Raw genomic sequence first — 23,626 nt, 5'->3', positions numbered from 1 at the left:
TCGCCGTTGCCTGTTCCGCACCAGGGGAGGGATGCCTGTGTCGGTGCCTGAACGTTGGCGGCAATGGGCCGCGCAGCCGCTGTGGAGCCTGGGCTTTCGGCCGTTTTTCTTAGCAGGTGCGGTGTTTGCCTGTATTGCCCTGATGGGCTGGGGGCTGTGGCTGCACGGCGTCTGGAGCGGCCGCCAGCCGTTGGGCGGCATGCTGGCGTGGCATCGGCACGAGATGCTGTTCGGCTTTGCCGTGGCGATCATCGCCGGGTTCCTGCTGACGGCGGTGGCCAACTGGACTGGACGCCCGCCATTCAGTCGCACGCCGTTGATCCTGTTGTGGCTGCTCTGGCTGCTGGCGCGGCTGGCCTGGTGGCTGGCGCTGCCGGCGCCGTTGTTCCTGGTGCTGCAACTGGCCTTCATGCCGGCGCTGGTCGCAGTGGTGGGGCATGAATTGTGGCGTGCGGGCAAGCGTGACAACTACCCCGTGGTGCTGATCCTGGCCCTGTTGACGCTGTTTCAGGGGCAGACCCTGGCGGGTCTGCTGGCGTCGCAGGAACTCTGGCAGCGCCACGGCGAGCTGGGGGCGCTGTGGCTGGTGGCGACCCTGATGACGGTGATCGGCGGTCGGGTCATTCCGTTCTTCATCCAGCGTGGGCTCAATCGGCCGCCGGCGGGGCCGACTTCGCCCTGGCCCACCCGCTTGTTGCTGCTGGGCAGCCTGCTGGCGGCAGTCTCCATGGCCCTGGGCGGCGGAGATGCGCCACGGCCCTGGCTGGCGCCGTTGTTTGCCCTGTTGGCGGCCCTGCATCTGTGGCGCTTGTGGCGTTGGCATCAAGCGGGCGTGTGGCGGCTGCCGCTGCTGTGGTCGCTGTACCTGGGCTACCTGTGGCTGGCGCTGGCCACCCTGGGCATGGCGCTGTGGCATCTGTGCGGCTGGCCGCCGCAGAGCCTGGCGACCCACGCCCTGGCGCTAGGCGGCCTTGGCGGGTTGGTGTTGGCGATGATTGCCCGGGTCAGCCTGGGCCATAGCGGCCGGCCGCTGCAGGTCACCCGGGCCATGGTCGGCGCTTTTGCCTTGCTGTTCCTGGCGGCGCTGTGCCGGGTGCTGCTGGTGCCGTTCAGCAGCCTGGGCCTGGGGTTATCGGCGTTGCTGGGCGCCTTGGCGTTTGCCCTGTTCGTCGGCGGCTACGGACGGATCCTGCTGACGGCGCGGCTGTGACCGGTTGCGATCGAGGGGGGCGAGTCGCCTCGCCAAGGGGGACGGGTGAAACTGGTCTACGCTTGCGGTCTTAGCCGCGAATGGAGTCCGCGATGTTGTATCCCAGCAAACCCAACGATGAGGCCTTGCGAGTTCAGACCCTGCGCGAACTGAATGTGCTCGACACTTTGCCGGAGGAGCGTTTCGATCGGGTGACCCGGCTGGCCAGGCGCCTGTTCAATGTGCCCATTGCCCTGATCAGCCTGGTGGACAGCGATCGCCAGTGGTTCAAGTCGGCCGTGGGGCTGGAGGCCAGCCAGACGCCCCGGGACATGTCGTTTTGTGGCCACGCGATCCTTGATGACCAGATCCTCATGGTCCGCGACGCCGAACGGGACGAGCGTTTCCAGGACAACCCGCTGGTCACCGGCGAACCGCGGATTCGCTTCTACGCCGGCTGCCCCCTGAGCGTGCCCAATGGCAGCAGGCTGGGCACTCTGTGCCTGATCGATACCCAACCCCGGGACCTGGATGACGAAGAGCGTGCCCTGCTGCGGGACCTGGCGCGCATGGCCGAGCAGGAGCTGGCGGCCGTGCAGATGGCCAGCATGGACGAGATGACCCTGCTGTCCAATCGGCGCGGCTTCGAGGCCCTGGCCCGGCATGCCCTGAAGGCGTGCAAGCGCTTGCACAAGCCGGTGACCCTGCTGTTTTTCGATCTTGATGACTTCAAGCAGATCAACGACAGCTACGGTCATGCCGAAGGGGACGGCGCCTTGAAGACCTTTGCCGATGCGCTGCGTATTGCCTTTCGCGAGAGTGATGTGATCGGCCGCCTGGGCGGCGATGAGTTCGTGGCTCTGCTGACGGGGGCCGATAGCCTCGAGACGTCGGCGGTCATGGCGCGTCTGCGGGAGGTCCTCGATGAGCGCAACGCTTCCCCGAACCGCGGCTACGACATCTGCTTCAGCGTCGGCCAGATCGAATACGACCCCAAGCGCCACGCCGGTATCGAAGCGCTGCTGGCTGATGCCGACAAGGCCATGTATCTGCACAAACAGGCCGGCAAGCAGACCCACTGAAGGTGCACCAGGCAAGCACCTGGAGCGGGCCGGTCAACCAAGGATGCCGGCCGCGACTGGCTGCGCTCGACGGCCGATGGGCATAGCTTTGCTCGATGTTCACCCCGGCGGCCCTGGCTCGGGTTTCCGCTTGCGAGCGCCGCTGCAGCAGGGCTTGCAAATGAGCCGGGAGCAGGGCTTTCCAGTGTGCTCGTTGTTCTTCGGCAAAAATGGTTGCCCAGAAGCTGCCCAGCGACATCAGGTTTAGGCTGATCAGATAGACACCGGTTTCCAAGGGCGCGCTTTTCGAGTCGGAGCGCAGGGGCCGGACATGGGCAATGAAGTCGCCTTGATAGCGATACCAGTCGTAGAACGTGGAGACGCCGAGCCATTCCTTCAGGCTCATTTCACGCCCGGCATCGAACAGTGGATGGCTGAGCGGGGTCATGCCCAACAGGCTCTCTTGTCCGTCGAGCTTGTGCCATTGGGCGCCGGGTATCCGTGGCTCCGAAGGAAAGTAGTGGGTTTGCCACCCACCACTCTTCAAGGTCTTGAGGAGGCGATAGACAAACGCCTGGTTTTGCTGGTCAGTGCTGTGGTCCGGCAGGCCACGCAGGTCGATGTTCAAGACCTGGACGTGTCTTGAGCCCTCGCCCTCAACGGCCATAACCCGGACACCTGATCCAGCTCAAGCGTGCCCGCAGGCTGAGAGAGCCTCAGGTCAAGGAGCGCGCCTTGGCGATGTGCTTCATACCAACACATGTCGACCGCCTCCAGGCCGTTGGCGCTAAAGCGTACCGGGATGTTGGCAAGGACCCCGTCAACCGCTGCACCCAGAGGAGTGTGAAGGCTGGCGACGGTGTCCGCCGCGCTATTGGGGGGCTGTGGCTTGAGGCTGTTCGCAGCCGGCGAGAAAGATCATGAGCAGCAGGTAGCGCCGCTTCATGTTGCGCCTTGCCAGCGAGCGCCCCGAGGGTTGCATTTTCCACGTGATGTTTGGCATCGCGCACCCGTGAGCGGCAGGTTTTCGCGTTGTGGCCGATGAGTTTTGTTGCGGCGTTGCGTGGCGGCGACAAGGGCGTGAGGGCCCTTGCCGCCGCCAGCAATCACTCGTCGAGATTGCCCATGGCGGTGGTGTTGAAACCACCGTCGACGTACATGATTTCGCCACTGATGCCGGACGCCAGGTCCGAGCAGAGGAAGGCGCCGGCGTTGCCGACTTCCTCGATGGTGACGTTGCGCCGCAGGGGTGTCTGGGCTTCGTTGGCCGCCAGCATCTTGCGGAAGTTCTTGATCCCTGAAGCCGCCAGGGTGCGGATCGGGCCGGCGGAGACGGCGTTGACCCGGGTGCCTTCCGGGCCCAGGGAACCGGCCAGGTAGCGCACGCCGGCCTCCAGCGAGGCCTTGGCCATGCCCATCACGTTGTAGTTGGGCATGGTGCGTTCGGCGCCCAGGTAGGACAGGGTCAGCAGGCTGCCGTTGCGGCCCTTCATCATGTCGCGGCCGGCCTTGGCCAGGGCCACGAAGCTGTAGGCGCTGATGTCGTGGGCGATGCGAAAGCCCTCGCGGGTGGTGGCGTCGGTGAAGTCGCCTTCGAGCTGGTCGCCGGGGGCGAAGCCCACGGAGTGGACGATGCAGTCCAGGCCGTCCCATTGTTTACCCAACTCGATGAAGACCTGGGCGATCTGTTCGTCGCTGGCCACGTCGCAGGGGAAGCACAGCTCGGCGCTGGAGCCCCAGCCGGCGGCGAACTCCTCGACCCGGCCCTTGAGTTTTTGGTTCTGATACGTGAAGGCCAGCTCGGCGCCTTCACGGTGCATGGCGGCGGCAATGCCGGAGGCGATCGACAGTTTGCTGGCGACACCGACGATCAGGACACGCTTCCCAGCGAGAAAACCCATAAGTGGCTACTCCTGTTGCAGGTTATTCGGCGCTTGCCGGAGCCAGGAAGGCGGCTTCCAGCAATTGCTGTGTGTAGGGGTGTTGTGGGACGGCAAAGATGCTGCGTGCGTCACCCTGTTCCACCACCTGGCCGTGCTTGATCACCATCAACTGGTGGCTCAGGGCCTTGACCACCGCCAGGTCGTGGCTGATGAACAGGTAGGTCAGGTTGTACTTGCGTTGCAGGTTGCGCAGCAGTTCCACCACCTGGCGCTGCACGGTGCGGTCCAGGGCCGAAGTCGGCTCGTCCAGCAGGATCAGCCGCGGCTTGAGCACCAGGGCTCGGGCGATGGCGATGCGCTGGCGCTGGCCACCGGAGAATTCGTGGGGATAACGGTGCCGGGTTTGTGGGTCCAGGCCGACCTCTTCGAGGGCCTCGACAATCGCCTGCTCCTGTTCCTCACAGGTGCCGATTTTGTGGATGCGCAGGCCTTCGCCCACGATCTGGCTCACGCTCATGCGCGGGCTGAGGCTGCCGAAAGGGTCCTGGAACACCACCTGCATTTCCCGCCGCAGCGGCCGCACTTGCTGCTGGGTCAGGCTGTCCAGTTGCTGGCCTTCGAAACGAATGCCGCCCTGGCTGGCGATCAGGCGCAGGATCGCCAGGCCCAGGGTCGACTTGCCCGAGCCACTCTCGCCAACGATGCCCAGGGTCTGGCCCTGGGGCAGGCTGAAGTGGATGCCGTCCACCGCCTTGACGTGATCCACGGTGCTGCGCAGCAGGCCCTTCTTGATCGGGAACCAGACCTTGAGGTTGTCCACCTCCAGCAGTGGCGGGCCGATTTCATTGGCAGCCGGCAGGCCGCTGGGCTCGGCACCCAGCAGTTCCCGGGTGTAGGGGTGCTGCGGGGCGCGGAACAGCTCCTCGCAAGAGGCCTGTTCGACGATGCGGCCCTTCTGCATGACACAGACCCGATGGGCAATGCGCCGCACCAGGTTCAGATCGTGGCTGATCAGCAGCAAGGCCATGCCCAGGCGCGCCTGCAGTTCCTTGAGCAGTTCGAGGATCTTCAACTGCACGGTGACGTCGAGCGCCGTGGTCGGCTCGTCGGCAATCAGCAGCTCCGGCTCGTTGGCCAGGGCCATGGCGATCATCACCCGTTGCCGCTGGCCGCCGGACAGCTCGTGGGGCAGGGCCTTGAGGCGCTTGTGCGGCTCGGGAATGCCCACCAGTTCCAGCAGATCCAGGGTGCGCTTGCTGGCGACCTTGCCGGTCAGGCCCTTGTGGATGCCCAACACCTCGTTGATCTGCTTCTCGATGCTGTGTAGCGGGTTCAGTGAGGTCATGGGCTCCTGGAAGATCATCGCGATGCGGTTGCCGCGAATGTGGCGAATGGTCTTTTCCTTCAGGGTCAGCAGGTCGTGCCCGGCGTAGTGGATGCTGCCAGACGGGTGCTGGGCCAGAGGGTAGGGCAAGAGGCGCAGGATCGAGTGGGCGGTCACCGATTTGCCGGAGCCGCTTTCCCCCACCAGGGCCAGGGTTTCACCGCGCTTGATGTCGAAGCTGATGCCTTCCACTACGCGCTGGCGCTGTTGGCCGGCGACGAACTCGACCGCCAGGTCGCGGACTTCGATCAGGGTGTCCTGGGTCATGTCATTTCCTCGGGTCGAAGGCATCGCGGGCGGATTCGCCGATAAACACCAGCAGGCTGAGCATGATCGCCAGCACGGCAAAGGCACTGACCCCCAGCCAGGGCGCTTGCAGGTTGGACTTGCCCTGGGCCACCAGCTCGCCGAGAGAGGGCGCCCCCGGCGGCAGGCCGAAGCCGAGGAAGTCCAGGGCGGTGAGGGTGCCGATGGCGCCGGTGAGGATGAAGGGCATGAAGGTCATGGTCGAGACCATGGCGTTGGGCAGGATGTGGCGGAACATGATGGCGCCATTCTGCATGCCCAGGGCCCGGGCCGCGCGCACGTATTCCAGGTTGCGTCCGCGCAGGAACTCGGCACGCACCACGTCCACCAGGCTCATCCAGGAAAACAGCAGCATGATCCCCAGCAACCACCAGAAGTTGGGCTGCACGAAGCTGGCGAGGATGATCAGCAGGTAGAGCACCGGCAGCCCCGACCAGATCTCCAGGAAGCGCTGCCCCACCAGGTCCACCCAGCCGCCGTAGAACCCTTGCAGGGCGCCGGCGGCAACCCCGATGACGGAGCTGAGGAGGGTCAGGGTCAGGGCGAACAGCACCGAGATGCGAAAGCCATAGATGACCCGGGCCAGCACGTCGCGGCCTTGGTCGTCGGTGCCCAGCAGGTTGTCCGCCGAGGGCGGTGCCGGGGCCGGGACCTGCAGGTCGTAGTTGATGCTCTGGTAGCTGAACGGAATGGGCGCCCACAGCACCCAGGCGTTTTTGTCTGCCAGCAGTTCGCGGATGTAGGGGCTCTTGTAGTTGGCCTCCAGGGGGAACTCGCCGCCGAAGGTGGTTTCCGGGTAGCGCTTGAGGGCCGGGAAGTACCAGCCGCCCTCGTAGTGCACCACCAGCGGCTTGTCGTTGGCGATCAGTTCGGCGCCCAGGCTGAGGATGAACAGCACCAAAAACAACCACAGCGACCACCAGCCGCGCTTGTTGGCCTTGAAGCGTTCGAAGCGCCGGCGATTGAGGGGGGACAGGTTCATCTCAATGCTCCCGGCTGTCGAAGTCGATGCGTGGGTCCACCAGGTTGTAGGTCAGGTCGCCGATCAGTTTCACCACCAAACCCAGCAGGGTGAAGATGAACAGGGTGCCGAACACCACCGGGTAGTCGCGGTTGATCGCCGCCTCGAAGCTCATCAGGCCGAGGCCGTCGAGGGAGAAGATCACTTCCACCAGCAACGAGCCGGTGAAGAAAATGCCGATGAAGGCCGAGGGGAAACCTGCGATCACCAGCAGCATGGCGTTGCGGAACACGTGGCCGTAGAGCACCCGGCGCTGGGTCAGGCCCTTGGCCTTGGCGGTGATCACGTATTGCTTGTTGATCTCATCGAGGAAACTGTTCTTGGTCAGCAGGGTCATGGTGGCAAAGTTCCCGATTACCAGGGCCGTGACCGGCAGCGCCAGGTGCCAGAAATAGTCGAGGATCTTGCCGGTGACGCTCAGTTGATCGAAGTCGTTGGAGGTCAGGCCGCGCAAGGGGAACCAGTTGAAGTAGCTGCCGCCGGCAAACACCACGATCAGCAGGATGGCGAACAGGAACGCCGGGATCGCATAGCCGACGATGATCGCCGAGCTGGTCCAGATGTCGAACTGGCTGCCGTGCCGGGTGGCTTTGGCGATCCCCAGGGGGATCGATACCAGGTACATGATCAAGGTGCTCCACAGCCCCAGGGAGATCGACACCGGCAGCTTTTCCTTGATCAGGTCCACGACTTTGGCGTCGCGGAAAAAACTGTTGCCGAAATCCAGGGTGGCGTAGTTCTTGATCATGATCCACAGACGTTCCGGCGCCGATTTGTCGAAGCCGTACATATGCTCGATTTCTTTGATCAGGGCCGGGTCCAGGCCCTGTGCGCCACGGTAGTTGGAACCGGCTACGGATACCTCGGCGCCGCCACCGGCGATGCGGCTGGTGGCGCCTTCGAAGCCTTCGAGTTTGGCGATCATCTGCTCTACCGGGCCGCCGGGCGCGGCCTGGATGATCACGAAGTTGATCAGCAAGATGCCCAGCAGGGTGGGGATGATCAGCAACAGTCGTCGAAAAATATAGGCCAGCATCTCAGTGCCCCGTGCCGGCCGTGGCCGCCTGGTTGTCTGGCGCCGCTTCTACGGCGGGCTTGGCGTCGGGCTTGATCCACCAGGTGTTGATGCCGATGTCGTATTTGGGCGCCATTCGCGGGTGGCCGATATGGTCCCAATAGGCCACGCGCCAGGTCTTGATATGCCAGTTGGGGATCACGTAATAGCCCCATTGCAGGACTCGGTCCAGGGCTCGGGTGTGGGCCACCAGGCTAGCGCGCGAGTCAGCGTTGATCAGGCTTTCCACCAGGTTGTCGATAGCCGGGTCCTTGAGGCCGATGTAATTGCGGCTGCCGGGCTTGTCGGCACTGGAGGACATCCAGAACTCGCGCTGTTCGTTGCCCGGGGAATTGGACTGGGGGAAGCTGCCGACGATCATGTCGAAGTCCCGGGAGCGCACCCGGGTGATGTACTGGGACACGTCGACCCGGCGGATCACCAGGTCGATGCCCAGGTCGGCCAGGTTGCGCTTGAATGGCAGCAGCACCCGCTCGAACTCGGTCTGTGCCAGGAGGAATTCGATCACCAGCGGCTTGCCCTGGGCGTCCACCATCTTGTCGTCGACGATATGCCAGCCGGCCTCTTGCAGCAGTTGGTAGGCCTGGCGCTGTTGGGCTCGGATCATCCCGCTGCCGTCGCATAACGCAGGGGCAAAGGCTTGGCTGAACACCTGCTCGGGGATCATGCCTCGCAGCGGTTCGAGGATGGCCAACTCTTCGGGGCCGGGCAGGCCGGTAGCGGCCATTTCCGAGTTTTCGAAATAGCTGCGGGTACGGGTGTAGGCGCCATTGAACAGCTGCTTGTTGCTCCACTCGAAGTCCAGCAACAGGCTTAGGGCATGGCGCACGCGCACGTCCTGGAACATCGGCCGCCGAGTGTTGAATACAAAGCCCTGCATGCCGGTGGGGTTGCCGTTGGCGATCTGTTCCTTGATCAACCGACCCTCGGCCACCGCCGGGGTGTTGTAGGCGTTGGCCCAATTCTTTGCGCTCATCTCCAGCCAGTAGTCGAACTGGCCGGCCTTGAGGCCCTCCAGGGCCACGGTGTTGTCGCGATAGTAGTCGCTGGTGATCACGTCGAAATTGTAGAAACCGCGGTTCACCGGTAGGTCGCGGGCCCAATAGTCCTTGACCCGCTCGTAGCGGATCGAGCGCCCAGCCTTGACTTCGGTCACTCGGTAGGGGCCGCTACCCAGCGGCACGTCCAGATTGCTCTTGGCGAAGTCGCGGTGTTGCCACCAGTGCTTGGGCAGGACCGTCAGTTGGCCGAGGATCAGCGGCAGCTCGCGGTTGTTGCTGTGCTTGAACTTGAACCGTACCCGCAGTGGGTCTTCGGCGATCACCTGGTCGACGTCGGCGTAGTAACCGCGGTACAGCGGCGAGCCGGCGCTCATCAAGGTCTGGAAACTGAATACCACGTCTTCGGCACGAATTGGCTGGCCGTCATTGAAGCGGGCCTCGGGGCGTAGGTAAAAGCGTACCCAGCTGTTGTCCGGGGCTTTCTCGATCTTGCCGGCCACCAGACCGTACTCGGTGAAGGGTTCATCCAGGCTCTGGTACATCAGCGTGTCGTAGATCAGGCCGATGTTGGTTTCCGGCACGCCCTTGCTGATAAAGGGATTGAGGCTATCGAAACTGCCGAAACCGGCCATGCGGAAGGTGCCGCCCTTGGGCGCCTTGGGGTTGACGAAGTCGAAGTGCTGGAAGTTCGCCGGGTATTTTGGCGCTTCGCCATACAGGGTCAGGGCATGTTGCGGCGCGGCCTGGGCACAGCAGGCGATGGCGCCGAACAACAAGCCGCTGGTGCGCAGCAACAGGGCACGCAGAGGCATCATAGGGGGGGCTCCAAGGACTTCAGCCACCAGGCCCTGAGACCCAGGTCGTAGGGCGCAGTGGTGACGAAGGCGAACCGGTTGCGGTACGCCAGTCGGTGATAGTTGAGGTACCAGTTGGGAATCATGTAGTGCTGCCACAGCAGCACTCGGTCCAGCGCCCGGCCCGCGGCCAATTGGTCGTCGCGGCTCTGGGCGGCCAGCAGTTGCTCCAGCAGGTGGTCGACAATCGGGTTGTTGATGCCTGCGTAGTTCTTGCTGCCCTTGACCGAGACCTGGCTGGAGTGGAAGTACTGCCATTGCTCCAGGCCTGGGCTCAGGGTCTGGTTGAGGGTCATGAGGATCATGTCGAAATCGAACTGATCCAGGCGCTGCTTGTATTGCGCCCTGTCCACCGTGCGCAGGCGCGCGTCGATGCCGATGCTCGCCAGGTTCTCCACGTAGGGTTGGAGAATCCGCTCCAGGTTGGGGTTGACCAGCATCAGTTCGAAGCGCAGCGGTTGTCCGGCGCTGTTCTGCAAGCGTTGGCCGTTGAGTGTCCAGCCCGCGTCGGCCAACAGGCCCAGGGCCTGGCGCAAGGTATCGCGGGGGATGCCGCGGCCCTCGGTGCGGGGCAGGCTGAAGGCTTGGGTAAACAGGCGCGCCGGCAACTGCTCGCGGTAGGGCGAAAGCAGCAGCCATTCGTGGCCCTTGGGCACGCCCGTGGCGGAAAACTCGCTGTTGGGGTAGTAGCTCAGGGCGCGCTGGTAGGCACCGCTGAACAGGCTGCGGTTGGTCCACTCGAAGTCGAACATCAGCCCCAGGGCTTGACGTACCCGCACGTCGGCGAAGGTGCTGCGCCGGGTGTTCATGAACAGACCCTGGGTCTGGGTGGGAATCTGGTGGGCCAGCTGTGCCTTGATCACATCGCCGCGATTGACCGCGGGAAAGTTGTAGCCGTTGGCCCAGTTCTTGGCCTGGTGCTCGATATAGATGTCGAACTCTCCGGCCTTGAAGGCTTCGAAGGCCACGTCGCTGTCGCGGTAGAACTCCACTTCGACCCGATTAAAATTGTTGAAGCCGCGGTTGACCGGCAAGTTCTTGCCCCAGTAGTCCTTGACGCGCTCGAACACCAGTTGGCGACCGGGTTGCACGTTGCTGATGCGGTAGGGACCGCTGCCCAGGGGCGGGGTAAAGGTGGTGGCCTTGAAGTCGCGGCCTTTCCAGTAGTGCTGGGGCAGCACCGGCAGCTCACCCAGGCGCAGGATCAGCAAGGGGTTGCCGGCGCGCTTGAACACGAAGCGGATGCGCTGCGGCCCCAGGATATCTACCCGCTGTACTTCCTGCAGATTGGTGCGGTACTGCGGGTGGCCTTCCTTGAGCAGCAGGCGGTAGGAAAATGCCACGTCGTAGGCGGTGATCGGCTTGCCGTCGTGAAACCGTGCCTCGGGGCGCAGGTTGAACACCACCCAACTGCGGTCTTCGCTGTACTCCACCGAGCGGGCGATCAGGCCGTAGCTAGAGGTGGGCTCGTCACCGGAGGGCGCGTAGAGGCCAGTGCCCACCATCAGTGGTTCGTTGAGTTCGTTGACCCCGTATTGCAGGAAGTTCGGCGTGGCGACCGGGCTGGTGCCCTTGAAGGTGTAGGGGTTGAGCGTATCGAAGGTGCCAAAGGCCATGAGCCGCAAGGTGCCGCCTTTGGGCGCCGCGGGATTGACCCAGTCGAAGTGGGTGAATTTGGCTGGGTACTTGAGCGTGCCAAACTGCGCATAACCATGGCTTTCGGTGATCGTTGCGCGTGCGGGAAAGCTCAAGGCCAGACTGATGAAGAGCAGAAGGAGGGGACGCATCGAGTCAGAGATCCGATCCAGGCGGCTTGGGCTTAATGCTCCGTACAGTAACAGCTTGTATCAGCAGGAAAAAGCGCGCTTTTTTTCCTGCTGGTTTGATCAGTGCGGCAGGTAGACCGTCAGCATCTGGCCTGGCTTGAGGGCTTTCGATGCACGAGGATTCCAACGCTTGAGGTGTTGCATCTCAACATTGAAGCGCTTGGCCACCATGTACAGCGAATCGCCTCGTTTGACCTTGTATTGAGTCGGCTTGTTTTTACCCTTGCCGGCCCGCTTGCGCGTGTCTTGCATGACCAGGGTCTGACCGACCTTGAGGTTTTTACCACTGAGCTTGTTCCAGCGCTGCAGATCCTGAACCTTGACCTTGTTGGCCTTGGCGATCAGGGTCAGGTTGTCGCCGCTCTTGACCCGATACGTGCGTTTGTGACGTAGCGAATCGCGGCCTTCATCGCGGTCGAATACCGGTTTGAGGGAGCGCTTGCTGATCAGTTCCTCGGGTTTCATGGTCGACAGGCTGGCGGTCAGCAGTTCAGCCTTGGCCGTTGGTACCAACAGGTGTTGCGGGCCATCGATGGTGGTGCGTTGCTTGAATGCCGGGTTGAGCTGGAACAGCTCGTCCTCATCGATGTTCGCCACCGCCGCGACCTTGGACAGGTCCATGCGCTGGTTGATTTCCACCACCTGGAAGTAAGGCTCGTTAGCAATCGGGTTGAGATTGACGCCATAGGCTTGTGGAGTCAGCACCACCTGCGACAGGGCCAGCAGCTTGGGGACGTAGGCCTGGGTTTCAGACGGCAGCGTCAGGTTCCAGTAGTCGGTGGGCAGGCCTAGCTTTTCATTGCGTTCGATAGCCCGGCTTACGGTGCCTTCCCCGGCGTTGTAGGCGGCCAGCGCGAGCAGCCAGTCACCGTTGAACATATCGTGCAGGCGGGTCAGGTAATCCAGGGCTGCGGTGGTCGATGCAGTGATGTCGCGCCGGCCATCGTAGAAGCGGGTCTGGCGCAAGTTGAAGTAACGGCCGGTGGCTGGAACGAACTGCCAAAGGCCCACTGCGTTGGCGCGTGAATAGGCCATCGGGTTGTAGGCGCTTTCGATCACGGGCAGCAGGGCCAGTTCCAGCGGCATGTTGCGCTCTTCAAGACGCTCGACGATGTAGTGGATATAGAGGCTGCCGCGTTCGCCGGCGTTTTCCAGAAAGGAGGGGTTGCTGGCGAACCACAGGCGTTGCTGTTCGATACGCGGGTTAACGCCCGAGGCTTCTTGCAATTGGAACCCTTGGCGCATGCGCTCCCAGACATCCTGGGGCACTTGCGGGCTTGGCTTGGCGCTCAGCCAGATGGGTTTTTGCTTGATGCGGGCGTTGAAATTGGGAGTGTGTGTCGTGTCGTTCTGCGGGACATGGCCGCTGCTTTGGCAGCCCGCAAGCGTCGCTGACACAGCTACCGCGATGGCCTGGGCCAACCGCGTCAATGCGTCTGAACTGATGGAATAACGAATAGATGACGACATTGGCTGGAAGTAAGTTCCGGGCAAAAATGTCGGGCGATTCTAGAAAGCACCTGGGGTGCGGTCAACCATTCAGAATTTTTGTACCAGCGCGCGGCCTGCTTAGAACTTATCTTTCCATGCCCTCAGGGCCGCAAAAACCGCACTCTGCGACGGGTGATCCTGGCCATTCCGTTCGTCCACTTTTTGTTTAACGGATGTTTCACCGGTGCGCAGAAACGGGTTGGTGAGTTTTTCCAGGGCCAAGGTCGATGGCAGGGTCATGCGGCCCTGCTCGCGCAGTTGCGTGACTTTCTGCAGGCGCTGGGCGATGTCCGCATTGGCCGGTTCCACCGCCTGGGCAAAGCGCAGGTTGCTCAGGGTGTATTCATGGGTGCAATAGACCAGGGTGTCATCCGGCAGCGCGGCGAGGCGGCCGAGGGACTGGTGCATCTGCTCCGGGGTGCCTTCGAACAAACGCCCGCAACCGGCGCCGAACAAGGTGTCGCCACAGAACAGCAAACCGTGGTGGTAATAGGCGATGTGCCCCAGAGTATGGCCGGGCACGGCAAGCACCTCGAAGTCCCAGTCCAGGATATTGGCCCGATCATTGTCTCCCAGGGCCACATCGCGCCCGGGAATCCGCTCTTGGGCGGGGCCGTGGACGGTTGCGCCGCTGTGTTGCTTGAGGCGCTCAACGCCGCCGACGTGGTCGTGGTGGTGGTGGGTGATCAGGATGTCGCTGAGGTTCCAGCCCGGATGCTGTTCCAGCCAGGCCAGTACCGGCGCCGCATCACCAGGATCGACGACTGCGCAACGTTGGCTGCGGTGATCTTGCAACAACCAGATGTAGTTGTCGGTGAAGGCGGGCAGGGCACTGATCTGTATCATCTTCGGATTCGCCAAGCGGAAAACATTGGCGCATCTTAGTGCTTCTTGGCGTGTTGGAGAATGCAATGACCGATAAAGCCTTCGCTCAGGCAGATCCCGACTGGCTGGCCCTGATCAGTGCGGCCAGGGACTGGTTGTCCGGTCCCCTTGGGCAATTTTTGCTGGATGAAGAGCGGCGCATGCTCGAAGAGGAGCTGGAGCGGTTCTTCGGCGGTTATCTGGTGCACTACGGGCCGTCGGCGCAGCCCCCGCCACCGGCGCCGCAGGTGCAGCGCAACGTGCGCCTGGGGGCACCGCTGCCTGGTGTGGAGATCGTTTGTGAGGAGCAAGCCTGGCCGCTGAGCGAGCACGCCGCCGATGTGGTGGTGCTGCAACATGGCCTGGATTTCTGCCTGTCGCCCCATGGGCTGCTGCGCGAGGCGGCGAGCAGTGTTCGCCCCGGTGGTCATTTGTTGATTATCGGTATCAACCCCTGGAGCACCTGGGGCTTGCGTCACCTGTTCGCCCATGACGCCTTGCGCCAGGCTCGTTGCATCTCGCCGTCGCGGGTCGGCGACTGGCTCAACCTGCTGGGCTTCGCACTGGAGAAACGCCGCTTCGGGTGCTATCGTCCGCCGCTTGCGTCGCCTGCCTGGCAGGCGCGGCTGGCGGGGTGGGAGCGCAAGGCCGGGCAGTGGCAACTGTCCGGGGGCGGTTTCTACCTGTTGGTGGCACGCAAGATCGCCGTGGGCCTGCGGCCGGTGCGCCAGGTCCGGCGCGAGCCGATGGGTAAGCTGGTGCCGTTGCCCATGGCCAAGGTCAATCGCCGTAACAGCGAGTCTTGATGACCTGACGAACCCCTCTTTATATAGATTCGGCCGAGCTGGCTCGGCCCAGGGCATTGTCGACGGCGTTCGGCAGGCCAATGGCACATTTTTGATGGAAGGCGTGGATGAGCGATAGCGTAGAAATCTTTACCGACGGTGCCTGTAAGGGCAATCCCGGTCCCGGTGGCTGGGGGGCGTTGCTGGTATGCAAGGGCGTCGAGAAGGAACTCTGGGGCGGTGAAGCCAACACCACCAACAATCGCATGGAACTCTTGGCGGCGATTCGTGGCCTGGAAGAGCTCAAGCGTCAGTGCGACGTGCTGCTGGTCACCGACTCGCAGTACGTGATGAAGGGCATCAACGAATGGATGGCCAACTGGAAAAAGCGCGGCTGGAAAACCGCCGCCAAGGAACCGGTGAAAAACGCCGACCTTTGGCAGCAGTTGGACGAACAGGTCAACCGCCACAACGTCACCTGGAAATGGGTACGTGGCCACACCGGTCACCACGGCAACGAGCGGGCTGACCAGTTGGCCAACCGTGGCGTGGACGAGGTGCGTGGCTACAAGGGCTGAGGGCGTTACAGGGTGAGAATCGCCGCCGCCAGTTGTTCGTCGCTGTAAGGCGGGTTGTGCAGTACCCGGCGCATGTGTTGCAACGCCGACTCCAGTCGCACCCCGCGAATCACGCCGTCGCTGGCGACGAAGGCCGCAGCGTCGCTGCGAGCTTTGAGGACAACCTTGTGATCCTTGAACGAACTGCTGATCTTGGCCGTGCCTTCGCTGCTGGTCAGCAGTCCGCTCATGCTGAGGTCGGTGCGGATCACCAGGCTGGTGGCATGGCAGGGGCTGCTGAATAGAGCGATGAACAGCAGGTTTTGCAGGCGGCGTCGGAGAGTTTTCATGACCGCGAGTTTCCATGGCAAAGATCGGCGGCACCCTAGCAGCCGAGCCTTGGGCGAACCTCATCAGCTTTGCGAATAACTGTTAAAAAGATCGCGGCAGCGGCCTGTTTCCAGCGGCGCGCTGTCCCTGGGCCGGGCATGCTAAAATCGCGCCCTTTGCCAGATTGAGAACGGACCACTGATGGCCAACAGATCTGTTGTACTCGATACCGAAACCACCGGTATGCCGGTGACCGATGGCCACCGGATCATTGAAATCGGTTGCGTCGAATTGCTCGGTCGGCGCCTGACCGGGCGGCATTTTCACGTCTACCTGCAACCGGATCGCGAAAGCGATGAGGGCGCGATTGGCGTCCACGGCATTACCAACGAATTTTTGGTGGGCAAGCCGCGATTCGCTGAAGTCGCCGATGAATTCTTCGACTTCATCAAGGGCGCGCAGCTGATCATCCATAACGCGGCGTTCGACGTTGGCTTCATCAACAACGAATTCGCCTTGATGGGTCAGCACGAGCGGGCCGATATCACCCAGCACTGCAGCATCCTCGATACCTTGCTGATGGCTCGTGAGCGTCACCCGGGCCAGCGCAACAGCCTCGATGCCCTGTGTAAGCGCTATGGCGTCGACAACTCCGGGCGTGAACTGCACGGCGCCTTGCTCGACTCGGAGATCCTGGCCGACGTCTACCTGACCATGACCGGTGGCCAGACCAGTCTGTCCCTGGCGGGCAATGCTTCGGACGGCAATGGCTCCGGCGAGGGTTCGGGCAACCGCGCCACGGAAATCCGCCGCTTGTCGGCCGATCGTCCACGGGGGCGGATCATCCAGGCCAGCGAGGCCGAATTGGCCGAGCACCAGGCACGTCTGGAAATCATCGCCAAATCAGCCGGTGGCCCGGCACTCTGGACCCAATTGCTCGAAGCCCAGCAGTAAGCCATTGTTGCCTGCGGCCCTTTGGTTCTGTGGCCGCAGGGCCCCTGTAGTCCTTTGCTCCTGCGGCCCTCTAGCCGCTGCCGCTTCGGCAGGCTCGAACGGCTCCGTAGGAAGCGCAGCGATATAGAGGGCGGCAGCGCTCTGTAGGGCGATCGCCAGGCAAGGCCCTGCGGGCCTTTTCGCAGCTTCGCGGGCTCAGCAGCGGCTACAGCCGTGGTTGCCGCGTGGTTGGTGTGTGATTGCCGCGTGGCTGGGTGTGGTTGGGAGCTGGCTGGCAATTGTTCCAGTGCGACGTTTTGTTACACCCGGTTCCTGGCCGGGGTGACACAAGGCGCCCGGAGCTTCTACCCTGAGTTGATTGGCGGGGCAGACCCGCCGTCTCAGGATGTCCAGCCCCATGTACAAAGACCTGCAGTTTCCGATCCTGATCGTGCACCGCGATATCAAGGCCGATACGGTGGCCGGGGATCGGGTGCGGGGTATCGCCCGGGAGCTGGAGAAGGACGGCTTCAGTATCTTCTGCGCGGTGAACTACGCCGAAGGGCGCTTGGTGGCCTCTACCCATCATGGCCTGGCCTGCATGTTGATCGCCGCTGAGGGGGCGGGGGAGAACACCCATCTGCTGCAGAACATGGTGGAGCTGATCCGCTTGGCCCGGGTGCGGGCGCCGCTGCTGCCGATCTTCGCCCTGGGGGAGCAGATGACTCTGGAGAACGCCCCCGCCGACGCGATGAGCGAGCTCAACCAGCTACGGGGCATCCTTTACCTGTTCGAGGACACGGTGCCGTTCCTGGCCCGGCAGGTGGCCCGGGCCGCACGCAATTACCTGGATGGCCTGCTGCCGCCTTTTTTCAAGGCCCTGGTGCAGCACACCGCCGACTCCAACTACTCCTGGCATACCCCTGGGCACGGCGGTGGCGTGGCCTATCGCAAGAGCCCGGTGGGCCAGGCGTTCCACCAGTTCTTCGGGGAGAACACCCTGCGTTCCGATCTGTCGGTGTCGGTGCCGGAACTGGGCTCGCTGCTGGATCACACCGGGCCCCTGGCGGAAGCCGAGGCGCGGGCGGCGCGCAATTTCGGCGCCGATCACACCTTTTTCGTGATCAACGGCACCTCCACCGCCAACAAGATCGTCTGGCATTCCATGGTCGGTCGCGACGATCTGGTGCTGGTGGACCGCAACTGCCACAAGTCGGTGCTGCATTCGATCATCATGACAGGGGCCATTCCCCTGTACCTGTGCCCGGAACGCAACGAGCTGGGGATCATCGGGCCAATTCCCTTGAGCGAATTCAGCCCCGAGTCGATCCAGGCCAAGATCGATGCCAGCCCGCTGACCCGTGGCCGGTCGCCCAGGGTCAAGCTGGCGGTGGTCACCAATTCCACCTATGACGGCCTGTGCTACAACGCCGAGCTGATCAAGCAGAGCCTGGGCAACAGTGTCGAAGTGTTGCACTTCGACGAGGCCTGGTATGCCTATGCCGCCTTCCACGAATTCTTCGCCGGACGTTACGGTATGGGCACCTCGCGCTCCGCTGACAGTCCCCTGGTGTTCACCACCCACTCCACGCACAAACTGCTGGCGGCTTTCAGTCAGGCGTCGATGATCCATGTGCAGGATGGCGGTGCCCGACAACTGGATCGGGATCGTTTCAACGAAGCGTTCATGATGCATATCTCCACCTCACCGCAGTACAGCATCATTGCTTCGCTGGATGTGGCCTCGGCGATGATGGAGGGGCCGGCGGGGCGCTCGCTGCTGCAGGAAATGTTCGACGAGGCCCTGAGCTTTCGCCGCGCCCTGGCCAACCTGCGGCAGCACATCGCCGCCGATGACTGGTGGTTCTCGATCTGGCAGCCGGAACGCGTCGAAGGCATCGATCAGGTGCGCACCGGCGACTGGCTGCTGGAGCCCGAAGGCGAGTGGCACGGTTTCGCCGCGGTCACCGATGACTACGTGCTGCTGGACCCGATCAAGGTCACGCTGGTGATGCCAGGGCTCACCGCGGGCGGAGCCTTGAGTGAGCACGGGATTCCCGCGGCAGTGGTCAGCAAGTTCCTCTGGGAGCGCGGGCTGGTGGTGGAGAAGACCGGGCTCTATTCGTTCCTGGTGCTGTTCTCCATGGGCATCACCAAGGGCAAATGGAGCACGCTGCTCACCGAGCTGCTGGAGTTCAAGCGCAACTATGACGCCAATGTCAGCCTCGCCAGTTGCCTGCCCAGCGTCGCCAGCCAGGACCCGCAGCGCTATCAGGGCATGGGCTTGCAGGATCTGTGCGACCAGTTGCACGCCTGCTACCGCAGCAACGCCACGGCCAAGCACCTCAAGCGGATGTACACGGTGTTGCCGCCAGTGGCTATCAAGCCCGCCGATGCCTATGACCATCTGGTGCGTGGTGAAGTCGAAGCGGTTTCCATCGATCAACTGCAAGGGCGCATCGCCGCAGTGATGCTGGTGCCATACCCGCCGGGTATTCCGCTGATCATGCCCGGCGAGCGCTTTACCGAGGCTACTGGTTCAATCATCGACTACCTGGCGTTTGCCCGGGCTTTCGACCACAGTTTTCCGGGCTTCGTTGCGGATGTGCATGGCCTGCAACATAACGATCAGGGCGATGGACGGCAGTACACCGTCGATTGCATCAAGGCATGAGGAATTTTCCCGCCATGCAGCCGGCAGTGAATCCCAAGTACCCGGGGCTGGCGATCCGTGTTGCCGACGAAGGCTTCGCCAGTTATGTCTGGGGCAGCGATTTCAGTTTTGAGGTACGCGCCTACGCCCAGGCCGCGTGCGGCGTGCCAGTGGCGGACTGGCCGTTGCGCACCGTCGTGCCTTATCGCAAATGCTATGGCATCGACCCGCAGGAGTTCAGTCACTACCGCAACGCACCCGACAGCGAGATTTTCATGGCCTATCTGGACGACCAGCCAGTGGGGCATGTGGTGGTCAGCACCAATTGGAATGGCTACGGGCACGTTGATGAGTTGGCGGTGCATGGGCCGGCGCGCCGTCATGGCGTGGCCCGGGCATTGTTGGAGGTGGCGCAGTTCTGGAGTCGCAAGAAGCAGTTGCCGGGGCTGATGCTGGAAACCCAGAACAACAACCTGGGGGCTTGTCGTCTGTATGAGCGCTGCGGTTATGTGGTGGGCGGTGTGGATCACCTGCGTTATCGCGGCATTGATGCGCAGACCGCCGAAGTGGCGATTTTTTGGTATCGGTTGTTTGCCGATGAGCCACAGGCGCCAACGGTTTAACCTGCCAGCAGCGCCTCGGCCTGCTCGGTCAGCAACTCCAGCAGCGCGCTGAGCAGCGGCGAGCTGTCGCTGCCTTGGCGGCGCAAGGCGTATAGCGTGACGGTGATTGGCGGCGACAGCGGGCATACATCGAGCCCCGCGCAGCGGGCGCCGACAGCGGTGAACGGGTCGACGATGGCCAGTCCTTCGCCGGCTTCCACCAGGCTGCGCATCATCTGATAGGTCTGCACCCGGGTCTGGATCACCGGGCTTGGGCGCAGGTTCTGCAGCTTGCTGGCGAGGATGACGCTCAGCGGGTCGTGGCCTTCGAGGCCGACCATCGCTTGGCCGGCCAAGTCCTGCAGGGCCACGTATTTCTGCTTGGGCTGCAGCCAGCCGTGGGGGGCCAGCAGGAACAACTTGCCCTCAGCCAGTGGCTGACTATGGATGTCAGGGTGTTCAGGGTCGTGCAGGCTCAGTCCGAGGTCACAGTCACGCAGCAGCAGGCTGTCGACCATGGTTCGGGTGCTCTGGCTGAGAAGGCTGCACGGAGTGTCGGCAAATCGCCGGCGCAGGGCGGCGACGCAGTGGGGCAGCAGTTGTTGCACCAGGGGCGGGGTGCCGACAATGCGCAGCGGTGGAGCCTGGTGAAACCTCAGGCTGTCGGCCAGTCGCTGCACGGGTTCGAGGGCGTCATACACCCGAGTGATTGCAGGTTGCAGCTCCCGGGCTTCGCGGGTGGCCTGCAAACGCCCGCGGACGCTGGCAAAGAGCATGAATCCCAACTGGCTTTCGGCATCGCGCAGCAAGGCTTCCACTTCCGCCACCGACAGTTGCAGCCATTCGGCGGCGGTTCCCAGGTGAGCGGTTTGCAAGAGCGCCTGAATCACTTCGATATGGCGTAAACGCATGCTTGAAGTCCATGTCCAGCCGGTTGGGGCATCAGGCGTTGAATCCTACCCCAAGTCCGGGCCGGCGGGCATGATCACTCACTGACATAGGTTTCCGGCTCCCGCACGATGGTGACGTCCGATTGCACCAGCAGGAATTGATTGTCATCGAGCTTCTTGACCCGGTCGCCAATGGCCAGGCGGTAGGTGGTGACGGGCTCCAAGCCGGCCGCGCCTTCCAGCGTAGGCATGGATTCCTGGAATTCGTGCACTGAGTACACCCGTCCCTCGGCATCTCTTGCGTGGAATTGTCCGACAAGTACTGCTGCCATTTTTTAGCGCCTCTGGAGATAAAACACACGAATTTCGGTGCTGTAGACCCGGCGCAAGCCAGGTTAGTTTTGTCCGGCGAAAAAAATAATCCGCGACGGCGATGCTGGGGCGCCCGTGGGCGGTTTATCGCTGCAAATACCTTGGCAAGGTGGCAGACAGGCCCCAGGCTCATCTATAACTAGCAGCTCCTTTACGCCAATGGTTGGGCACTTCAATGAGCAACGTCTACAAGGTTGCAGTACTGGTCGGCAGTCTGAGAAAGCAATCCCTGAACCGTAAGGTGGCCCTGGCCCTGGTCGGGCTGGCGCCGGCCAATCTCCAGTTGAGCATGGTCGAGATCGGCGATCTGGCGCTCTACAACGAAGACATCGACGTGACACCACCGGCGGCCTATAGCCGTTTCCGCGAACAGATCGCTGCCGCCGACGCGGTGCTGTTCGTGACGCCGGAATACAACCGTTCGGTTCCGGCGGCGCTGAAAAACGCCATTGACGTCGGTTCGCGGCCTTACGGCAAGAGCGCCTGGAGCGGCAAGCCAGGGGCGGTGATCAGCGTGTCTCCGGGGGCTATCGGCGGTTTTGGCGCCAACCATCACCTGCGCCAGTCCCTGGTATTTCTCAATGTGCCGTGCATGCAACAGCCCGAGGCCTACCTGGGCGGCGCAGCCTCGGCATTCGACGAGTCAGGCGCGTTGTCGGAGGCGACCCGACCATTCCTGCAGGGTTTCATCACGGCCTATGGGCAATGGGTCGAGCAGCACAAAAAAGCCTGACCCCCGGCCTTGCCGGCCGCCCGAGCTGCTGTTCGGCGGTCGGTTGCGGGCCCGCAGTGAAACTGTCGGCTAAGCCGTTGCTTTACCGGATATACGATTTTCCATATATTCACCGCTCCATTCTCCGGAGCGCTGTTGGTGCCTGTTCTCCTCAATCCCGCCGAACTGTTCAAGGCCCTGGCCGACGAAACCCGCACTCGCATTGCCCTGTTGATGACTCGGGAAGGGGAATTGTGCGTCTGTGAGCTGACTGTCGCGCTTGACCTGAGCCAACCGAAGATTTCCCGTCATTTGGCCCTGTTGCGTGGCTGCGGCCTGTTGCTCGATCGCCGTCAGGGGCAGTGGATTTACTACCGTTTACACCCCGAACTGCCGAACTGGATCAGCGAGTTGCTGCAAAGTACTTCGCAGGCCAACGGCCAGTGGCTGATGGACGATGTGCAACGCCTGCAAGGGATGCACGATCGGCCGCTGCGCTGCTGCTGATGTTGCGGTTTTCCTCTGTGTGTCATTGAAAGGCGGCGATTCATGCTGATTGCGGTTTTGATCTTCTTGCTGACCATCGGTCTGGTGATCTGGCAGCCCAAAGGCCTGGGCGTTGGCTGGAGCGCCCTGTTCGGGGCAGCCCTCGCCCTGTCGTGCGGGGTGGTGCAGTTCGCTGATATTCCCGTGGTGTGGCAGATCATCTGGAATGCCACAGGCACCTTCGTGGCGCTGATCGTCATCAGTCTGTTGCTGGACGAGGCTGGGTTCTTTGCCTGGGCGGCGCTGCATGTGGCGCGCTGGGGGCGGGGCAGGGGCAGGCGGCTGTTCGCCTTCATGGTGCTGCTCGGCGCCTCGGTGTCGGCGCTGTTCGCCAACGATGGCGCGGCATTGATCCTGACGCCGATTGTCATTTCCATGCTCTTGGCCTTGCGATTCTCTGCGGCCACAACCCTGGCTTTTGTCATGGGCGCAGGGTTCATTGCCGACACGGCGAGCTTGCCGCTGGTGGTGTCGAATCTGGTGAATATCGTTTCTGCGGACTTCTTCAATATTGGCTTCAACCGTTATGCGGCGGTGATGCTGCCGGTTAACCTGGTGAGCGTCGCCGCGACCCTGGCGGTGCTGTTGTGGTTTTTCCGCCGAGATATCCCCGAAGGCTACGACCCGCTGCAGTTGGCCGATCCTCGCAGTGCGATCCGGGACCGGGCGACCTTCGTCGCTGGTTGGTGGGTGCTGTTGATCCTGTTGCTGGGCTGTTTTGCCTTGGAGCCACTGGGGATTCCCATCAGCGCGATTTCCGCATCCTGCGCCGCGCTGCTGCTGGCGATCGCCGCGCGCGGTCATAGAATTTCCACGCGCAAGGTGCTCAAAGAGGCGCCATGGCAGGTCGTGGTTTTCTCTTTAGGCATGTACCTTGTGGTTTACGGTTTGCGCAACGCGGGCCTGACCGACTACATGGCCGGCTGGCTCGATACCTTTGCCGCGGGGGGTGTGTGGGGGGCGGCCGTGGGCACGGGGCTGTTGACCGCGGGCCTGTCGTCGTTGATGAACAACATGCCCACGGTGCTGATCGGCGCCTTGTCCATCGACGCCAGCCAAGCCACCGGGGTGGTCAAGGAAGCGATGATCTACGCCAACGTCATCGGCAGCGATCTGGGGCCGAAGATCACCCCGATCGGCAGCCTGGCGACCCTGCTCTGGCTGCATGTGCTGGAGCGCAAGGGGATTCATATCGGCTGGGGCTATTACTTTCGGGTCGGTATCGTGCTGACCCTGCCGGTGTTGCTGCTGACCCTGGTGGCCCTGGCGTTGCGGCTTTCCCTGGAATAGC

The 23,626-nt window shown here is 62.8% G+C and carries 22 protein-coding genes; 10 read left to right on the top strand and 12 right to left on the bottom strand.

The genetic code is table 11. The features are described from left to right. The first annotated feature begins 37 nt into the window (after positions 1-37). Both PLD_RS05935 and PLD_RS05930 read left to right on the top strand, forming a co-directional pair. On the top strand, positions 38-1,210 hold the full coding sequence (locus PLD_RS05935; protein ID WP_159890748.1) for an NnrS family protein: 1,173 nt from the start codon (positions 38-40) through the stop codon (positions 1,208-1,210). 92 nt (positions 1,211-1,302) lie between these two features. After that, positions 1,303-2,271 (top strand): diguanylate cyclase, encoded by a 969-nt coding sequence (locus PLD_RS05930; protein ID WP_159890746.1) that lies wholly within the window; start codon positions 1,303-1,305, stop codon positions 2,269-2,271. On the opposite strand, the gene PLD_RS05925 is transcribed toward PLD_RS05930, so the two are convergent. The 9 genes from PLD_RS05925 to gloB form a co-directional block, all read right to left on the bottom strand. Continuing rightward, entirely contained in the window at positions 2,156-2,917 is a 762-nt protein-coding gene (locus PLD_RS05925) for a hypothetical protein (protein ID WP_256674556.1), read from the bottom strand. The two genes, PLD_RS05930 and PLD_RS05925, sit on opposite strands and share 116 nt — an antisense overlap. 439 nt (positions 2,918-3,356) lie before the next feature. Next, positions 3,357-4,151, bottom strand: coding sequence for an enoyl-ACP reductase FabI (fabI, locus tag PLD_RS05920; RefSeq protein WP_159890744.1), 795 nt, complete (start codon positions 4,149-4,151; stop codon positions 3,357-3,359). A gap of 22 nt (positions 4,152-4,173) precedes the next feature. Then, positions 4,174-5,784: an ABC transporter ATP-binding protein gene (locus tag PLD_RS05915; protein ID WP_159890742.1), complete on the bottom strand. Its 1,611-nt coding sequence runs from the start codon at positions 5,782-5,784 to the stop codon at positions 4,174-4,176. Position 5,785: 1 nt separating this feature from the next. Then, positions 5,786-6,805, bottom strand: a complete 1,020-nt coding sequence (locus tag PLD_RS05910) for an ABC transporter permease (RefSeq protein WP_159890740.1) — start codon at positions 6,803-6,805, stop codon at positions 5,786-5,788. Position 6,806: 1 nt separating this feature from the next. Beyond that, positions 6,807-7,880 (bottom strand): microcin C ABC transporter permease YejB, encoded by a 1,074-nt coding sequence (locus tag PLD_RS05905; protein ID WP_159890738.1) that lies wholly within the window; start codon positions 7,878-7,880, stop codon positions 6,807-6,809. 1 nt (position 7,881) lies between these two features. Then, on the bottom strand, positions 7,882-9,735 hold the full coding sequence (locus PLD_RS05900) for an extracellular solute-binding protein (protein WP_159890736.1): 1,854 nt from the start codon (positions 9,733-9,735) through the stop codon (positions 7,882-7,884). Continuing rightward, positions 9,732-11,561 (bottom strand): extracellular solute-binding protein, encoded by a 1,830-nt coding sequence (locus PLD_RS05895; protein WP_159890734.1) that lies wholly within the window; start codon positions 11,559-11,561, stop codon positions 9,732-9,734. The genes PLD_RS05900 and PLD_RS05895 overlap by 4 nt, the downstream gene beginning before the upstream one ends. A gap of 99 nt (positions 11,562-11,660) precedes the next feature. Next, on the bottom strand, positions 11,661-13,070 hold the full coding sequence (locus PLD_RS05890; RefSeq protein WP_159890732.1) for a transglycosylase SLT domain-containing protein: 1,410 nt from the start codon (positions 13,068-13,070) through the stop codon (positions 11,661-11,663). 99 nt (positions 13,071-13,169) lie between these two features. Further along, positions 13,170-13,937 carry a hydroxyacylglutathione hydrolase gene (gene gloB, locus PLD_RS05885; protein ID WP_159890730.1) on the bottom strand — a complete coding sequence of 256 codons (768 nt, stop codon included), beginning with the start codon at positions 13,935-13,937 and terminating at the stop codon, positions 13,170-13,172. A gap of 65 nt (positions 13,938-14,002) precedes the next feature. Between gloB and PLD_RS05880 the strand changes: the two genes are divergently transcribed. Both PLD_RS05880 and rnhA read left to right on the top strand, forming a co-directional pair. Then, positions 14,003-14,761, top strand: a complete 759-nt coding sequence (locus tag PLD_RS05880) for a class I SAM-dependent methyltransferase (RefSeq protein WP_159890728.1) — start codon at positions 14,003-14,005, stop codon at positions 14,759-14,761. A gap of 107 nt (positions 14,762-14,868) precedes the next feature. Continuing rightward, positions 14,869-15,318 (top strand): ribonuclease HI, encoded by a 450-nt coding sequence (gene rnhA, locus PLD_RS05875; protein WP_159890726.1) that lies wholly within the window; start codon positions 14,869-14,871, stop codon positions 15,316-15,318. Positions 15,319-15,323: 5 nt separating this feature from the next. Here the strand turns inward: rnhA and PLD_RS05870 are convergent, their stop codons facing one another. Then, on the bottom strand, positions 15,324-15,647 hold the full coding sequence (locus PLD_RS05870) for a DUF2388 domain-containing protein (protein WP_159890724.1): 324 nt from the start codon (positions 15,645-15,647) through the stop codon (positions 15,324-15,326). A gap of 181 nt (positions 15,648-15,828) precedes the next feature. Between PLD_RS05870 and dnaQ the strand changes: the two genes are divergently transcribed. The 3 genes from dnaQ to PLD_RS05855 all read left to right on the top strand — a co-directional run bounded on the left by dnaQ (position 15,829) and on the right by PLD_RS05855 (position 19,836). Then, complete coding sequence (gene dnaQ, locus PLD_RS05865; RefSeq protein WP_159890722.1) at positions 15,829-16,581, top strand: DNA polymerase III subunit epsilon; 753 nt, start codon at positions 15,829-15,831, stop codon at positions 16,579-16,581. 397 nt (positions 16,582-16,978) lie between these two features. Next, entirely contained in the window at positions 16,979-19,234 is a 2,256-nt protein-coding gene (locus PLD_RS05860) for an arginine/lysine/ornithine decarboxylase (protein WP_159890720.1), read from the top strand. A gap of 14 nt (positions 19,235-19,248) precedes the next feature. Then, entirely contained in the window at positions 19,249-19,836 is a 588-nt protein-coding gene (locus PLD_RS05855) for a GNAT family N-acetyltransferase (protein WP_159890718.1), read from the top strand. On the opposite strand, the gene PLD_RS05850 is transcribed toward PLD_RS05855, so the two are convergent. Together PLD_RS05850 and PLD_RS05845 are read right to left on the bottom strand one after the other, a co-directional pair. After that, positions 19,833-20,726, bottom strand: coding sequence for a LysR family transcriptional regulator (locus PLD_RS05850; RefSeq protein WP_159890716.1), 894 nt, complete (start codon positions 20,724-20,726; stop codon positions 19,833-19,835). The genes PLD_RS05855 and PLD_RS05850 overlap by 4 nt on opposite strands. Before the next feature lie 74 nt (positions 20,727-20,800). Further along, a complete protein-coding gene (locus PLD_RS05845; RefSeq protein ID WP_159890715.1) occupies positions 20,801-21,037 on the bottom strand; it encodes a hypothetical protein in 237 nt (78 codons plus the stop codon). 215 nt (positions 21,038-21,252) lie between these two features. Here PLD_RS05845 and PLD_RS05840 point away from each other — a divergent pair, with 215 nt between their 5' ends. From PLD_RS05840 to PLD_RS05830, 3 genes are all read left to right on the top strand, one after another. Continuing rightward, a complete protein-coding gene (locus PLD_RS05840; RefSeq protein WP_159890713.1) occupies positions 21,253-21,810 on the top strand; it encodes an NADPH-dependent FMN reductase in 558 nt (185 codons plus the stop codon). 138 nt (positions 21,811-21,948) lie between these two features. Further along, positions 21,949-22,296 (top strand): metalloregulator ArsR/SmtB family transcription factor, encoded by a 348-nt coding sequence (locus tag PLD_RS05835; RefSeq protein WP_159890711.1) that lies wholly within the window; start codon positions 21,949-21,951, stop codon positions 22,294-22,296. Between the two features lie 42 nt (positions 22,297-22,338). Then, positions 22,339-23,625: an arsenic transporter gene (locus tag PLD_RS05830; RefSeq protein WP_159890709.1), complete on the top strand. Its 1,287-nt coding sequence runs from the start codon at positions 22,339-22,341 to the stop codon at positions 23,623-23,625. Position 23,626: the final 1 nt, after the last annotated feature.

This window comes from Pseudomonas sp. LD120 (genome assembly GCF_009861525.1).
Lineage (GTDB): Bacteria > Pseudomonadota > Gammaproteobacteria > Pseudomonadales > Pseudomonadaceae > Aquipseudomonas.
This window is presented reverse-complemented; position numbering and strand designations above follow the sequence as displayed.